The sequence below is a fragment of the Pigmentiphaga soli genome (assembly GCF_039541095.1).
In the GTDB taxonomy this organism is placed as follows: Bacteria; Pseudomonadota; Gammaproteobacteria; order Burkholderiales; family Burkholderiaceae_B; genus Pigmentiphaga; species Pigmentiphaga soli.
In genome coordinates, this window is record NZ_BAABFO010000009.1 from 200,331 (window position 1) to 214,904 (window position 14,574).

General features: G+C 69.0%; 12 protein-coding genes. 3 read left to right on the top strand and 9 right to left on the bottom strand.

All coding sequences use genetic code 11. The annotated features are described in order from the left end of the window. Nucleotides 1–8: 8 nt before the first annotated feature. From ABD927_RS11580 to carA, 6 genes are all read right to left on the bottom strand, one after another. On the bottom strand, nt 9–1,982 hold the full coding sequence (locus ABD927_RS11580) for an efflux RND transporter periplasmic adaptor subunit (protein WP_345249479.1): 1,974 nt from the start codon (nt 1,980–1,982) through the stop codon (nt 9–11). Further along, nucleotides 1,979–2,878 carry an efflux RND transporter periplasmic adaptor subunit gene (locus ABD927_RS11585; RefSeq protein ID WP_345249481.1) on the bottom strand — a complete coding sequence of 300 codons (900 nt, stop codon included), beginning with the start codon at nt 2,876–2,878 and terminating at the stop codon, nt 1,979–1,981. Before ABD927_RS11585 ends, ABD927_RS11580 begins: the two co-directional genes overlap by 4 nt. Next, the gene (locus ABD927_RS11590) at nt 2,878–4,443 is read right to left on the bottom strand and encodes a TolC family protein (RefSeq protein WP_345249483.1); all 1,566 of its coding nucleotides are present in this window, start codon (nt 4,441–4,443) and stop codon (nt 2,878–2,880) included. Before ABD927_RS11590 ends, ABD927_RS11585 begins: the two co-directional genes overlap by 1 nt. A gap of 58 nt (nt 4,444–4,501) precedes the next feature. Next, a complete protein-coding gene (locus ABD927_RS11595; protein ID WP_345249485.1) occupies nt 4,502–5,236 on the bottom strand; it encodes a SapC family protein in 735 nt (244 codons plus the stop codon). 625 nt (nt 5,237–5,861) lie between these two features. Then, nucleotides 5,862–9,104: a carbamoyl-phosphate synthase large subunit gene (carB, locus tag ABD927_RS11600; RefSeq protein WP_345249487.1), complete on the bottom strand. Its 3,243-nt coding sequence runs from the start codon at nt 9,102–9,104 to the stop codon at nt 5,862–5,864. A gap of 149 nt (nt 9,105–9,253) precedes the next feature. Then, nucleotides 9,254–10,396, bottom strand: a complete 1,143-nt coding sequence (gene carA, locus ABD927_RS11605; RefSeq protein ID WP_345249489.1) for a glutamine-hydrolyzing carbamoyl-phosphate synthase small subunit — start codon at nt 10,394–10,396, stop codon at nt 9,254–9,256. A gap of 235 nt (nt 10,397–10,631) precedes the next feature. On the opposite strand from carA, the gene tal reads away from it, so the two are divergent. The 3 genes from tal (at nt 10,632) to ABD927_RS11620 (ending at nt 12,759) form a co-directional block, all read left to right on the top strand. Next, complete coding sequence (tal, locus tag ABD927_RS11610) at nt 10,632–11,591, top strand: transaldolase (RefSeq protein WP_345249491.1); 960 nt, start codon at nt 10,632–10,634, stop codon at nt 11,589–11,591. A gap of 95 nt (nt 11,592–11,686) precedes the next feature. Further along, nucleotides 11,687–12,286 (top strand): antitoxin Xre-like helix-turn-helix domain-containing protein, encoded by a 600-nt coding sequence (locus ABD927_RS11615; RefSeq protein ID WP_345249493.1) that lies wholly within the window; start codon nt 11,687–11,689, stop codon nt 12,284–12,286. Continuing rightward, on the top strand, nt 12,283–12,759 hold the full coding sequence (locus ABD927_RS11620; protein WP_345249495.1) for an RES family NAD+ phosphorylase: 477 nt from the start codon (nt 12,283–12,285) through the stop codon (nt 12,757–12,759). The genes ABD927_RS11615 and ABD927_RS11620 overlap by 4 nt, the downstream gene beginning before the upstream one ends. A gap of 106 nt (nt 12,760–12,865) precedes the next feature. On the opposite strand, the gene recR is transcribed toward ABD927_RS11620, so the two are convergent. From recR to ABD927_RS11635, 3 genes are read right to left on the bottom strand one after another with little or no spacing between them, the layout of a single operon-like run. Next, nucleotides 12,866–13,474, bottom strand: a complete 609-nt coding sequence (gene recR, locus ABD927_RS11625; RefSeq protein ID WP_345249497.1) for a recombination mediator RecR — start codon at nt 13,472–13,474, stop codon at nt 12,866–12,868. A 19-nt stretch (nt 13,475–13,493) separates the two neighbouring features. Further along, nucleotides 13,494–13,820, bottom strand: a complete 327-nt coding sequence (locus ABD927_RS11630) for a YbaB/EbfC family nucleoid-associated protein (RefSeq protein ID WP_345249499.1) — start codon at nt 13,818–13,820, stop codon at nt 13,494–13,496. After that, nucleotides 13,817–14,296: a DNA polymerase III subunit gamma/tau C-terminal domain-containing protein gene (locus ABD927_RS11635; protein WP_345249501.1), complete on the bottom strand. Its 480-nt coding sequence runs from the start codon at nt 14,294–14,296 to the stop codon at nt 13,817–13,819. The genes ABD927_RS11630 and ABD927_RS11635 overlap by 4 nt, the downstream gene beginning before the upstream one ends. Nucleotides 14,297–14,574: the final 278 nt, after the last annotated feature.

Below are 14,574 nucleotides of genomic sequence, written 5' to 3' on the forward strand. Positions count from 1 at the left end.
CGCTCCTCCTACCACCACAACAGCATGCGAAGCCTGTCGATCAGGCGATGCGTGAGGATCCACGCGACGTTGCGCCGGCCGGCGTCGATCCGCACGGCGCCGCTCATGCCGGGCCGCCACCACGACTCGGGCGCCTGCAGCAGCTCGGCCCGGATCATGAACTGGTTGCCTTCCTGGCCTTTGGTCTGCGCCACCGGGATCACGGCCGACACCCGCAGCGGGATCTTGACGTCGGGCCGGCTGACCAGCGCCAGCTCGCCGGTGGCGTTGGGCGCGATCAGCGGGATGTCGCGCTCGGGCACCGTGGTCACCACGTACAGGCCTTCTATCCGCGCCAGCTTGAAGAGCTTGTCGCCCTTGCGCACCGGCGCGCCGAGCAGGTCCTTGCGTTCGCCTTCGACCACCACGCCGTCGAACGGCGCGCGGGCCGAGGCCTGGTCGATCATGTCGAGCACCCGCGCCAGGCGCGCCTGGGCCTGCTCCTGGCGCGCGCTGGCGATCTCGACCTCGGCCCAGGCGGCGGTGGCGCGCGCCTTGTCGGCCTCGGCCGCGTAGCGCCGGATCTCGGCGCGGGCGTCGGTTTCCTGCTGGCGCAGCTCGCGGGTGTCGAGCACGCCCAGCACGTCGCCCCGGTGCACCATGTCGCCCGAGCTGACCAGCGCGGTGTCGACCCGGCCGTCGAAACTGGCGCTCACCAGGCGGGTGCTGTCGGTGGTCAGCTGGCCGTTGCCGTTGACCCGGTAGTCCCAGGTGGCGAAGGTGGCGTACAGCGCGAACAGGCCGAAGGCCACGCCGGCCGTCTTCAGCCATACGTGCTGCGGGCCCAGCAGCGCCGACAGGCGCAGCGCCGCCCAGTCGCGCAGGCGCGCGCCCCACCACTTCTCGCGCTCGCGCAGCCCGATCAGCCACGGCAGCGCGAGGTCGAACATCGTGCGCACATGGGCCAGCGAGGCGTCGTCGAGGGTGCGGCCGTCGGCATGGGCGACCAGCAGCGCAGCCGGCGCCGGCTCCAGGCCGCGCCGCAGGGACAGCGAGCAGACGCCGGTGAAGCCGAGCGCGTCGCGCAGCCGGTCGAGCGCCGGATGGACCGGCGCGCCAACGGGCGCCGGATTGCGCAGCGGGGCGTCGTGCTCCAGGCTTTCGTCGAGCGCGGACTCGACCATCTCGACCAGCTCGCTGCCTGCGTTGAACTGGTCGAGGTGGCTGATCGTGGCCGCGTGCACATAGCCGTGGTCGGACCAGCCGAAGGCCACCTGGGCGGCGCCGGCCAGCGCGGCCAGGCCGTTGACCAGCGTGAGCGTGGCCGCGCCCAGGCGCGGCTCGCGCATCGCCTGCGCGGCCAGGTCGAGCAGGTCGGACAGCGCCAGTTGCGCGGCGGGCGCCAGCGACGACGACGGCGGCTCGGCCGCGAACGGCGCGCCCGCCACCACGGGCAGGCGCGGCGGCGCCGAACCGCCGCCCGCTGCGGGCATCGGCACCGGCAGCGCAGCCGGCTCGGCGGCCGGCTGCGCCGGGACTGCCCCGGGCAGGTCGGCCACCAGGCGGGCGCGCAGCACCAGTTCGTTCAGGCTGGCCCGTTCGCGCTGCGGGATCTCGAGCAGCGCCAGCGACTCGGTCGCGAACTCCAGGCGGATCGCGACGCGAAACACGCCCAGGCCGTCGGGCGTCGTGCCGGGGTTGACCGCGAAGCCCTTGTCGGCGGCGCGCGGCGCCAGCGCCTCCAGCTCCCGGCCCCAGGCTGCGTCGAAGGAGGCCTGGTCGGCCTCGGCCGCCCGGCCGGAGATCCGCCAGCCGCCGCCGGCCACGCCCTCGGCGCGCTGCACGATCCAGGCGGATTGCGCGCGGCACAGGAAGCGCAGCCCGGCCGCCATCTGGTCCCAGTAGCCGGGTGCCGACGGCGAACTGCGGCGCAAGGCCTGCAGCTCCCTGACCAGGGCCAGCGCGTCGGGCACGAACTGGGGAGGATGGCCGGGGGCGTTCATCGCGTGCCTGCGCCTCCCAGCTGCACGATCCCCTTGATGCCCGGCGGCACCCGGCCGTCGGGATTGGCGAACGTGACCCGCAGCTCGACCAGGCCGCTGGCCGCGTCGATCACCGGGGAAATGTAGGAAATCTTGCCGCGCAGCGGGGCCACGCCGGTGCCTTGCTCGAACCGCATCGGCAGTTCGCCGCCGACCTTCAAGCCCTGGGCCGCGGCGGCCGGCACATTCAGGCGCAGATAGCAGACCGCGGCGTCGACCAGCTGGATCAGCGCATCGCCCGGCCGCGCCCATTCGCCGATGTCGGTATCGACCCGAGTGACCACGCCGGCCACCGGCGCCACCAGGCGCCGCAGGTCGCGCTCCTGCTCGGCGGCGGTCAGCTCGACCTTCTCGCGCAGCTCCTGCGCGCGCAGCTGCTCCACGCGCGAACGCGAAGACACCAGTTCGAGCTGCAGCCGCACGACCTCGTCGCGGCTCACGCTGCCGCCGGACGACAGCAGCTTGCTGGTGTCGTTGAACAGCGGCGTCAGGATGCGCACCCGCTCTTCGGTGGCGCGCAGCTCGGACTGGTCGTCGAGCAGGATCTTGCGGCGCTGGACCTCGGTGCCCTGGATGCGGTCCTCCAGCTGCAGCAGCGCCTGGTTGGCCTGTACCTGCTGGCCGACCGCCACCGGCACGCGCGACACCACGCCCGGCACGCTCACGCTCAGGGTCAGGTCATGGCGGGCATAGACCAGCCCGGTATAGTCTTCGGCGGCGGCCGGCGCCGACAGCAGCAGCGAGCCGGCGGCGGCCAGCGCCGCCAGCGCGCCGCGCGCGGCCGTTGCCCCTCCCCGCCGCCGCGCGCCGCGGCAGACTCGACGAAAGTTCGACGGAAGGGACGTGGCGGCTTGCATCAGGGTGAGACCTCGATTCCATATTCGGCCAGCAGCGTGCCTTCGGACATCGACAGCAGCGTGCGCGCGGCATGCAGCCGCGCCTCGCCGTCGAGCAGCCGCAGGCGGCTTTCCAGCACGTCGGCCTGCCGGCGCAGCAGGCGCGCATGCGGCGCCAGGCCTTGCCTGAAGGCTTCTTCGTCGGCATGCAGCAGTTCGGTGCGCGAGGCCAGATCGGCGCGCAGCTGCTCCACGTCGCGCAGGGTGTATTCGTAGCCTTCGCTGCGGCTGCGCAGGTCGTTGGCCAGCGAGTTGCGCACGTTGCGGGCTTCCAGCTCGGATTGCTTGAGCTTGAGGATCTGGCCCTCGTACTGGGCGCTGGCGCGGGTGACCGAGCCGATCGGCATTTCGAAGCCGACCCCCACGTACCAGTCGGGGTAGCGGGTGCGCGAGGCCAGGCTGACGGCGTCGTGCTGGCCGCGGGCCAGGCCGGAGGCGCCGTAGCTGGCCTGCAGGTCGAGCTGGGGCAGCTTCTGGTTCTCGGCGAACTTGAGCCGGTACTGGTTCTGCTCCACCCGCAGCTGCGCCACCCGGTAGCTGGGCGAGGCGTCGACCGCCTGTTTCCAGCGCGCTTCGAACGACGCGGCGCCGGGATCCGATATGTCGGACCAGTCGCCCAGCGTCCATTTGCCGTCTTCGGGCGGCAGGTCGAGCAGCACGCGGATGCGCGCCTCGGCCTCGGAAATCGCCTGCGCGCTCTTGTAGACGTCGCTTTCGCGGGTCGACACGATGGTGCGGGCCTCCGACTCGGCGGTGGCCGGCACGCGGCCCGACCGCACCAGTTCGCGCGTGTCCTGCAGCGATTCGCGGGCGTTCCGCAGCAGCGCCAGGCGGATGGGATGGACCAGGTAGGCCTTCTGCAGCTGCCAGTAGGCGCCGAGCGCGTCGCCGCCCATCTTCAGCAGCTGCTGGCGGTACTGCCAGCGGCCGATCGAGCTTTCGAGCTCGGCCACGCGCAGGTCGGTCTCGACCACGTCGCGGCCGGCGCCCTTGAGCAGCGGCTGCTTCATCGTGATGACCACCGACGCGCTGCTTTCCAGCGTCTGGCCGGTGGACTGCGCAATCAGGTTGTTGCGGCGGTCGGAGTTGTTGATGCCGACGCTGAATTCGCCGCCGGTGAAGGCGCGAAAGCGCACGCCGGTTTCCACCGAATTGACGTTCTCGTCCAGCACCGACGCGTTGCTGAGCAGCGTCGACAACTGTTCCTCGACCGTGCGCTGGCGGTGGCGCTGTTCATGGCGCACGCCGCCGTACAGCGTGGGCTGGTAGACGGTCGATTCGGCCTCGACGCCGCGGTCGGCGATGTCGGCCTGCAGCTGCGCATAGGCGATCTCGGCATTGCGGGCCGCCATCAACTGCATGAATCGGCGGGGGTCGAGCACGTTGCCGGGCAGGGCCGGGCCCGCCGGGGCCTGCGGCGCATCGGCGGCCGGCGCGGCGGCGTACTGGAACAGCGCGACCGCGGCCGGCCCGGCGGCGCGCGATGCCGCAGGCGTTGCCACGATTCCCAGCGCTGCCATCAGCATTGCGCCTCTCCCCCATGCCACCACGGCCGGTGTCCCCGTTCCCACCCCGTACCGTGCTTTACTGGATCGTCGCCTTGGCCTTGGCTTCTTCGGTGCGCTTGTCGTTCAGCGTGACCAGGCGTTCGATCTGGGCCAGCGAGATCAGCTGGGCATAGATGGCGGGCAGGTAGCGCTTGGCGCGGATTTCGAGGAAGCGCTCGTCCGACAGGTTGTTCAGGCGCTCTTCGTTGATCACGTAGCAGCCGGCGATGTTCTTGACGCGGGTGTTTTCGCGCACGCGCATGTTCAGCGGCGTCAACATGTTGTTGGCGGCCAGGAACTTGGCGAAATCGCGCGTCACGGCATCCATCTGCTGCAGCTCGGACAGGTAGCGCTTGACGTTCTCGATCACCTGGGTGGGCTCGCCGTTCTCGAACAGCGGGGCGCCTTCGGTATCGCTGACCAGCTCGCTGGCCTCGTCGATGCAGATGGTGAACTGGCCTTCCTTGTCGGTGCCGGCCAGCGCGAACGGGTAGCGGCGGATGATGGCCGGCACGTAGGAGGCGTCCCACTTGCCGTCGGCGCCCACGAACAGGTTGCTGCCGGCGTCCAGGCCCAGCAGCACGACCGGGCGGAACTCGTCTTTTTCCTTGTCTTCCAGGAAGACGATGGGATAGATCGCCGCGGCGCGGGCGAACTCATGCATCGTGACGTAGGCGATGTGGAAGCGCGAGGCGAACCCGAACCCGGTGATTTCCTTGATCCGCTTGTTGGCGTGGCGCTCTTTGTTGACCGGTACGACTTTTTCGAACACTTAAATCTCCAGGGCTATGTACTCGGCCGCCAGCGCGGCGGCTGACGGTCGTCAGGTTCCCCGCGTCGGGCGAACTCGGCACGCAGCGGAAAATCCTTCTGTTGACGAAACTGAAAACATCTTGTAACAAACAGTGCGCCATGCACCTCGGGAAGGCGACCCTTCCCCCACCCATCCAGTTGAAATACAAAGTCCTGGATAGAGCGTCATTCATGGGTATGCGAGCACTCATTTACATAAATACTCGTGCACGTTTCCCAACAATCCACTGCGTAACTTCTGCATTGCACCATCCATCACGGAAATACATGTGACAGGATGTACCGGCAACGACCTTGCGGCATCGGGACGATCCGCGTCGACTTCTGGCCGATCTGGATATCCCGAAAACGGCGATATGTTAGCGCCCGCTTCTCACATGGACTTGTAACTGCGTACTCTCGGAAACCCCCTCGGTAAGCGGCGTAGCGCCTACGCAATCTCCGACGCGACATGATATTCGATCTTTTGTGTCGCATGTATCAAAAAAATTCGGGATGGATCGAAAAGCCGCCCGCCGGCACGAAACGGGCGAAAAAAAGCCCCGCGAGCGGGGCTTCGTGGGGCCGGGATTCGGGCGGGAAGCTCAGGCCCCTCCGGCCTGGGCGTGCAGCGCCTGCAGCGGGTAGACCTGCAGCCCCGCGCCTTCTCGCATGTACTGCATGCCCTCGACCGCGGCGCGGGCGCCGGCGATGGTGGTGTAGTAGGTGACCCGGAACGCCAGCGCCGAGGTACGGATGGCGCGCGAATCGGCGATCGCGTTGCGCCGCTCCTCCACCGTGTTGATCACCAGCGAGATCTCGCCGTTCTTGACCATGTCTACGATGTTGGGACGGCCCTCGGCCACCTTGTTGACGATCCGCACCGGGATGCCGGCGGCCTCCAGCACGGCGGCCGTGCCGCGCGTGGCCACCAGCGCGAAGCCCAGCCCGTGCAGGCCGCGCGCCACTTCCACCGCCTTGGGCTTGTCTTCGTTCTTGACGCTGATGAAGGCGGTGCCGCCATCCGGCAGCCGCACGCTGGCGGCCAGCTGCGACTTGACGAAGGCCTCGCCGAAGCTTTCGCCCACGCCCATCACCTCGCCGGTGGACTTCATTTCGGGGCCGAGGATGGTGTCGACGCCGGGGAACTTGACGAAGGGGAACACCGCTTCCTTGACCGAGAAGTACTTCGGCACGATCTCCTCGCCCAGGCCCTGCTCGTCGAGGCTGCGGCCGGCCATCGCGCGGGCGCCGATCTTGGCCAGCGGCAGCGAGGTGGCCTTCGACACGTAGGGCGCCGTGCGCGAGGCGCGCGGATTGACCTCCAGCACGTAGACGGTGCCGGCCTGGATCGCGAACTGCACGTTCATCAGGCCGACCACGTTCAGCGCGCGCGCCATCATGCCGGTCTGGCGCTTGATCTCTTCGATCAGCTCGGCCGACAGCGAATACGGCGGCAGGCAGCAGGCCGAGTCGCCCGAGTGCACGCCGGCCTGCTCGATGTGCTCCATCACGCCGCCGATGAACACGCGCTTGCCGTCCGACAGGCAGTCGACGTCGATCTCGATCGCGTCGTTCAGGAAGCGGTCCAGCAGCACCGGCGAATCGTTGCTGACCTTGACCGCCTCTCGCATGTAGCGCTCCAGGTCTTTCTGCTCGTGCACGATTTCCATCGCGCGGCCGCCCAGCACGTAGCTCGGGCGCACCACCAGCGGGTAGCCGATCTCCAGCGCGTGCGACAGCGCCTCGGCCTCGGTGCGGGCGGTGCGGTTGGGCGGCTGGCGCAGGCCGAGCTTGTGCAGCAGCTTCTGGAAGCGCTCGCGGTCTTCGGCGATGTCGATCGACTCGGGGCTGGTGCCGATGATCGGCACGCCGTTGGCCTCCAGCGCCTTGGCCAGCTTCAGCGGCGTCTGGCCGCCGTACTGCACGATCATGCCGACCGGCTTTTCCTTGTGCACGATCTCCAGCACGTCTTCCAGCGTGAGCGGCTCGAAGTACAGGCGGTCGGAAGTGTCGTAGTCGGTGGAGACGGTTTCGGGGTTGCAGTTGACCATGATCGTTTCGAAACCGTCTTCGCGCAGCGCCATGGCGGCGTGCACGCAGCAGTAGTCGAACTCGATGCCCTGGCCGATGCGGTTCGGCCCACCGCCCAGCACGACGATCTTGCGACGGTCCGAAGGGTTGGCCTCGCACTCCTCTTCATAGGTGGAGTACATATAGGCCGTGTGCGTGGCGAACTCGGCGGCGCAGGTATCGACCCGCTTGTACACCGGCCGCACCTCGAGCTGGTGGCGCAGCTTGCGCACCTCGGTTTCGGTGGTGTCCAGCAGGTAGGCCAGGCGGCGGTCGGAAAAGCCCTTGCGTTTCAGCTGCCACAGCGTGCCGCGGTCGAGGTCGGCCAGCGTCTTCTTTTCCAGGGCCAGTTCGATGTCGACGATTTCCTTGATCTGCGCCAGGAACCACGGGTCGATGTGGGTCAGGGCCTGCACTTCCTCCAGCGAGAAACCCTGGGCGAAGGCATCGCCCACGTACCAGATGCGCTCGGGGCCCGGTTCGCCCAGCTCGACCTCGATGCGCTCGCGGTCGGTGGTCTTCTGGTTCAGGCCGTCCACCCCCACTTCCAGGCCGCGCAGCGCCTTCTGGAACGATTCCTGGAAAGTGCGGCCGATGGCCATCACCTCGCCCACCGACTTCATCTGGGTGGTGAGGTGGGAATCCGTCTGGGGGAATTTCTCGAACGCGAAGCGCGGCACCTTGGTGACGACGTAGTCAATGGTGGGCTCGAACGAGGCCGGGGTGGCGCCGCCGGTAATCTCGTTGCGCAGTTCGTCCAGCGTGTAGCCGACCGCCAGCTTGGCGGCCACCTTGGCGATCGGGAAGCCGGTGGCCTTGGAGGCCAGCGCCGACGAACGCGACACGCGCGGGTTCATCTCGATCACGATCATGCGGCCGTTGGCCGGGTTGACCGCGAACTGCACGTTGGAGCCGCCGGTGTCGACGCCGATCTCGCGCAGCACCGCGATCGAGGCGTTGCGCATCAGCTGGTATTCCTTGTCGGTCAGCGTCTGCGCCGGCGCCACGGTGATCGAATCGCCGGTGTGGATGCCCATCGGGTCGAGGTTTTCGATCGAACACACGATGATGCAGTTGTCGGCGCGGTCGCGCACGACTTCCATCTCGAATTCCTTCCAGCCCAGCAGCGATTCCTCGATCAACAGCTCGCTGGTGGGCGAGGCTTCCAGGCCGCGGCGGCAGATGGTCTCGAATTCCTCGGCGTTGTAGGCGATGCCGCCGCCGGTGCCGCCCAGCGTGAAGCTGGGGCGGATCACCACCGGGAAGCCGACCGTGCCGGTCTGCTCGGCGATCCAGCGCTGCATGTCCCAGGCCTCGTCCATCGAATGGGCGATGCCCGACTTGGCCGATTCCAGCCCGATGCGGGTCATCGCCTCTTTGAACTTCTGGCGGTCTTCCGCCTTTTCGATCGCGTGCGCGTTGGCGCCGATCAGCTCGACGCCGTAGCGCGCCAGCACGCCGTGGCGGTCGAGGTCGAGCGCGCAATTCAGCGCGGTCTGGCCGCCCATGGTGGGCAGCAGCGCGTCGGGGCGCTCTTTCTCGATGATTTTTTCCACCACCTGCCAGGTGATGGGCTCGATGTAGGTGATGTCGGCCGTTTCCGGGTCGGTCATGATCGTGGCCGGATTGCTATTGACCAGGATGACCTTGTAGCCCTCGGCCTTGAGCGCCTTGCAGGCCTGCGCGCCGGAATAGTCGAATTCGCAGGCCTGGCCGATGACGATCGGGCCGGCGCCGATGATGAGAATGGTCTGGATGTCTGAACGCTTGGGCATGATGTTGCGGTCAACCTAATTGTGCACTGCGCTTGGCAAGAGCCATGGCGCCCGCGCCGGCTGTCGCCGGTCCAGGATGCCGCGGATCCGGCTTCGCCGGTCCGCTGGCATCGCCCCTTGAGGGGCGCGCGAAGCGCGTAGGGGTGGGTTCATTTCTTGTCTTGCATGAGTTTGGCGAAGCGCTGGAACAGCAAGACGATGTCGTGAGGGCCGGGGCTGGCTTCCGGGTGGCCCTGGAAGCAGAACGCCGGCCGGTCGGTCAGCTCGAAGCCCTGCAGCGAGCCGTCGAACAGCGACACGTGGGTGACGCGCGCGGTGGCCGGCAGCGTGGCCGGGTCGACCGCGAAGCCGTGGTTCTGGCTGGTGATGAACACGCGCCCGGTGGCGGTGTCCTGCACCGGGTGGTTGGCGCCGTGGTGGCCGAATTTCATCTTCAGCGTGCGGCCGCCCACCGCCAGGCCCAGGATCTGGTGGCCCAGGCAGATGCCGAACACCGGGATGCGGCGCTCCAGGAACACGCGGGTGGCTTCCACCGCGTAGTCGCAGGGCTCCGGGTCGCCCGGGCCGTTGGCCAGGAACACGCCGTCGGGGTTCAGCGCCAGCACGTCGGCGGCGGGCGTCTGCGCCGGCACCACCGTCACGCGGCAGCCCTGCTCGGCCAGCAGCCGCAGGATGTTGCGCTTGACGCCGTAGTCGTACGCCACCACGTGGAAGCGGGAGGTATCGGGGCTGCCGTGGCCGGCGCCAAGATGCCACACGCCGTCGGTCCACTCGTAGCGGTCCTTGGCCGACACCACCTTGGCCAGGTCCAGTCCGGCCATGCCGGGGAAGCCGCGCGCCAGGCGCAGCGCCTGGTCGGCGTCGTCGCCCACCAGGATGCAGCCGCCCTGGGCGCCCTTCTCGCGCAGCACGCGGGTCAGCTTGCGGGTATCGATGCCTGAAATGCCGACCACGCCCTGGGCGCGCAGGGCCTCGGACAGCGAGCGGCGGGCGCGGAAATTCGATACGATGGGCGAATAGTCGCGCACCACCAGGCCCGCGGCGTGGATCATGCCTGCTTCGTCGTCTTCGTCGTTGACGCCGGTATTGCCGATGTGCGGATACGTGAGCGTGACGATCTGGCGGTTGTAGCTCGGATCGGTCAGGATCTCCTGGTAGCCGGTGATCGCGGTATTGAAGACGACTTCGCCGACCGTGTGGCCGGGCGCGCCGATCGATGCGCCACGGAACACCGTGCCGTCGGCAAGCGCCAGTATCGCGGGGGTGGTCTCGGGAAAGAGAGACGGCAGCAAGAGGAAATCTCCGGTGGGGCCCACTGGATGAAGCCCACCCCTACGCGCTTCGCGCGCCCCTCAAGGGGCGATGCGCGCGGACCGGCGAAGCCGGATCCGCCGCATCCTGAATCGGAGGCGTCGGGGACATATATGACGCAGAAGCGCTGGACGCAGTGGGCTACTGAAATCAAAACGTCAAACCTTACAATTATAGCTCATCATAGGCCCGTTTACGCCGCTTACCGGAGATACCGTGTCCAGCCAGCTCGAGTCCTTGCGCCAGCACACCACCGTCGTTGCCGATACCGGCGACTTCGAGGCGATGCGGGCGTTCCGTCCCACCGACGCCACCACCAATCCATCGCTGATCCTGAAGGCGGTGCAGAAGGATGCCTACCGCCCCTTGCTGGAGCAGGCGGTGCGCGACCACCGCGATGAATCGCCGGCGCGCATCATGGATCGCCTGCTGGTCGCCTTCGGGCGCGAGATCCTGGCCATCGTGCCGGGCCGCGTGTCGACCGAGGTCGATGCCCGGCTGTCGTTCGATACCCGCGGCACCATCGAGCGCGCCCGCACGCTGATCGCCTGGTACGAGGCGGGCGGCGTCGCGCGCGAGCGCGTGCTGATCAAGATCGCCTCCACCTGGGAAGGCATCCAGGCGGCGCGCGTGCTGCAGGCCGAGGGCATCCGCTGCAACATGACGCTGCTGTTCTCGCTGGTCCAGGCGGCGGCCTGCGCCGATGCCGGCGCGCAATTGATCTCGCCCTTCGTGGGCCGCATCTACGACTGGCACCGCAAGGCCCAGGGCGCGCAATGGGACGACGCCGCCCACGCCGGCCCCGCCGACCCCGGCGTGCAGTCGGTCGCCCGCATCTACCGCTATTACAAGAAATTCGGCATTCCCACGGAGATCATGGGCGCCAGCTTCCGCAACGTCGGCCAGATCCTGGCGCTGTCGGGCTGCGACCTGCTCACCATCAGCCCCGAGCTGCTGGGCGAGCTGGAACGTACCGAAGGCGAGGCCCCGCCGCTGCTGCGCCCGGCCGACGCGGCGGCCGACCCGGTCGGGGCGGTGGATGCCGGCGAAATCGCGTTCCGCACCCAGCTCAACGAAGATGCGATGGCCACCGAGAAACTGGCCGAAGGCATCCGCCAGTTCGTGGCCGACGCGCGCAAGCTGGACGGGCTGATCGAGGCGCAACTGCGCCGCTGAGGGAAAGCGGGCGCGCCGCTCGCCCGCCGCCGGTTTTTTCTCGCCAGGCTTCGTCTCGAATGAGCTAAAATAAATGCTCAAATAGCGAGGCACCCATGACCACGACCGGCAGCAAACGCGGCGGCCCCCGCAGGCCCCCGATCGGCCCCGCCCAGCCCGCATCCGCCGCGCCAGGCGGCCGGCCGTACGCGCTGGAGCCGGCCCGCGAACCGCACATGGTCCGCGACGTCGGCATGGCCTACGTGCCGGCCGAGCCGCCGGCCGCGGTGGAAGACTTCGTGCGCATCTACCGCTCGGACCCGATGGACCGGATCCACCTGATCCGGAAAGGCGTCTCCGCGGAATGGGTCTCCGCGCTCGCCGCGGCCTTTCGCACCTCCCGCGACAAAGTGGTCTCCAGCCTGGGCCTGCCGCGTTCCACCATCGGCCGCAAGGCCCGGCAGGAAGAAGCGCTGCCGCGGGATCAGTCCGAACGGCTGGTCCGCATGTGGAGCCTGATCGGCCAGGTCATCGAGATGGTCGAGGAATCGGGGGATCCCGACGGCTTCGATGCCGTGCAATGGCTCTGGGGCTGGCTCAACCGGCCCAACGCGGCGCTCGGCAATACGCTGCCGTCCGAACTGCTCGACACGGTCGAAGGGCTGGAGATCGTTGCCGGGCTGCTGGCGAAAATGCAGAGCGGGGCCTACGCGTGACGGTGCCGGTCTGGCGCATCGCCGCCGACACGCCGGCCTATACGGCCGACGACATGACCGGGGAAGGCGCCAAGCGCACCGGCGGCCGCTGGAACCGGCGCGGGACGCCCGCCCTCTACTGCGCCGGCAGCGCGGCGCTCGCCTGCCTGGAAACGGTCGTCCACCTGGGCGCCGAGGGCCTGCCGCTCAATCGCTACCTGGTGCGGCTGGAAATTCCCGAGGCGATCTGGGACAAGGCGATCGTGCACGACCAGGCAACGCTGCCCGTCGGCTGGGACGCCCTGCCCGCCGGCAAGGTCAGCCTCGACGTCGGAACCGCCTGGGCCAAGTCCGGCTCGTCGGCCGTTCTGGTGGTCCCATCGGTCATCGTTCCCGAGGAATTCAACGCCATCGTCAATCCGCTGCATCCCGACGCGGGGTCGATCACTGCCGTGAAGATACGCAAATGGACGTACGACGGTAGGTTGAGGTGACTCCCCTGCGCGCTTCGCGCGCCCCCAGGGGGCGGCACTGGCGGACCGGCGGAGCCGGATCCGCTGTGCCCTGGGTGGGCCCGCGCGGGGTTGGGACGTTCGGAGCTCAGGAGGCGCGGCGGTCCATCAGCGCCCAGGCGATGGTGCCGGCGTCCACGTATTCCAGCTCGCTGCCCGCGGGAACGCCGCGGGCCAGGCGAGTGACGCCGATGCCGCGGGCGCGCAGCAGTTCGCCCAGGTAGTGGGCGGTGGTTTCGCCTTCGGTGGTGAAGTTGGTGGCCAGGATCACTTCCTTGACCACGCCGTCGGTGGCGCGCTCGACCAGGCGGTCGAAGCCGATCTCGCGCGGGCCCACGCCCTCCAGCGGCGACAGCCGGCCCATCAGCACGAAATACAGGCCCTGGTAGCTGTGGCTGGCCTCGATCATGTTCTGGTCGGCCGGGGTCTCGACCACGCACAGCTGGGTGGGGTCGCGCCGCGGGTTGAGGCAGGTCTCGCAGACCTCGGCCTCGGTAAAGGTGTTGCAGCGGGCGCAGTGGCGCAGCCGGTCGACCGCGTCGCCCAGCGCCTGCGCCAGCGTGCGGGCGCCGCTGGGGTCGTGCTGCAGCAGGTGGTAGGCCATGCGCTGGGCCGACTTGGCGCCCACGCCCGGCAGGCGCTTGAGCGCGTCGATCAGCACCGACAGCGAAGCCGGCCCGGCGAAACGGTCTGCCATGGATGCGCCCGGCGAAGCCTCAGAACGGCAGCTTCATGCCCGGGGGCAGCGGCAGGCCGGCGGTGACCGACGACATCTTTTCCTGCGCGGTGGCCTCGGCCTTGCGCAGCGCGTCGTTGAAGGCGGCGGCGATCAGGTCTTCGAGCATGTCCTTGTCGTCGCCCAGCAGGCTGGGGTCGATCGCCACGCGCTTGACGTCGTTGCGGCAGGTCATCGTGACCTTGACCAGGCCGCCGCCGGCGGCGCCCTCGACCTGGATCTCGGCCAGCGCTTCCTGCGCCTTCTTCATGTTTTCCTGCATCTGCTGCGCCTGGCGCATCAGGCCGGCAAGCTGTCCTTTCATCATGGTGACGTTCCTTGAGTGGGTTCGGGATTCTCGGGCCGGATCGAATCGGGCACGATCTGGCCGCCGAAGTCGTCGAGCAGTTGCCGCACGAAGGGATCGCCCATGATCGCCTCTTCGGCCGCCTGCTGGCGCGCCTGGCGCTCGACCTGGGCCACCGCGTGCGCGGTGTTGTCGCCGGTGGTGCCGATCTCGAAGCGCAGGCGCACCGGCGCGCCGAAATGGGCCTCGAGCGCGCCGCGCAGGCGGTCCACGCCGGGGCCCTCGGCCAGGCCCTTGTTGGCTACCCGCAGCACGACGGTATTGCCGTCGACGCCGACCCACTCGCTTTGCAGCGCCAGCTGCGCGGCGATGCCTTTGATGGGAAGGCGCGGGGCGAGATCGATCCAGGGCTCGGTAAGCTGCGGCAAGCCGGCCGGATTGGCAGGCGCGGCGGCGGAACGTACTTCGGCAGGCGTTTCGGCGGGGCCCGCCGGCATGGCGCCGGCGCCGGAAGACGCCGCCGGCGCCCCTCCGGAGGACGGCCGCGGCGCGGTGCCGGCCGCCGGGCGGGCGGGGATTGCGGCAGGGGCCGCCTCCGGCGCGCGCACCGGAGAATCGGCATCGGGCGACGGCTCTGCCTGTGTCCGTGCGACGGACACGGGCCGCGCAGGCACGGCCGGGCCGGCGGGACGCCCTCCTGCAGGCGCGGACGCCTGGCGCGCCGCGGCCAACGCGGCGGCAGGCCCGGTCGCCGGCGCAGCCGCCGGCCCCGCAG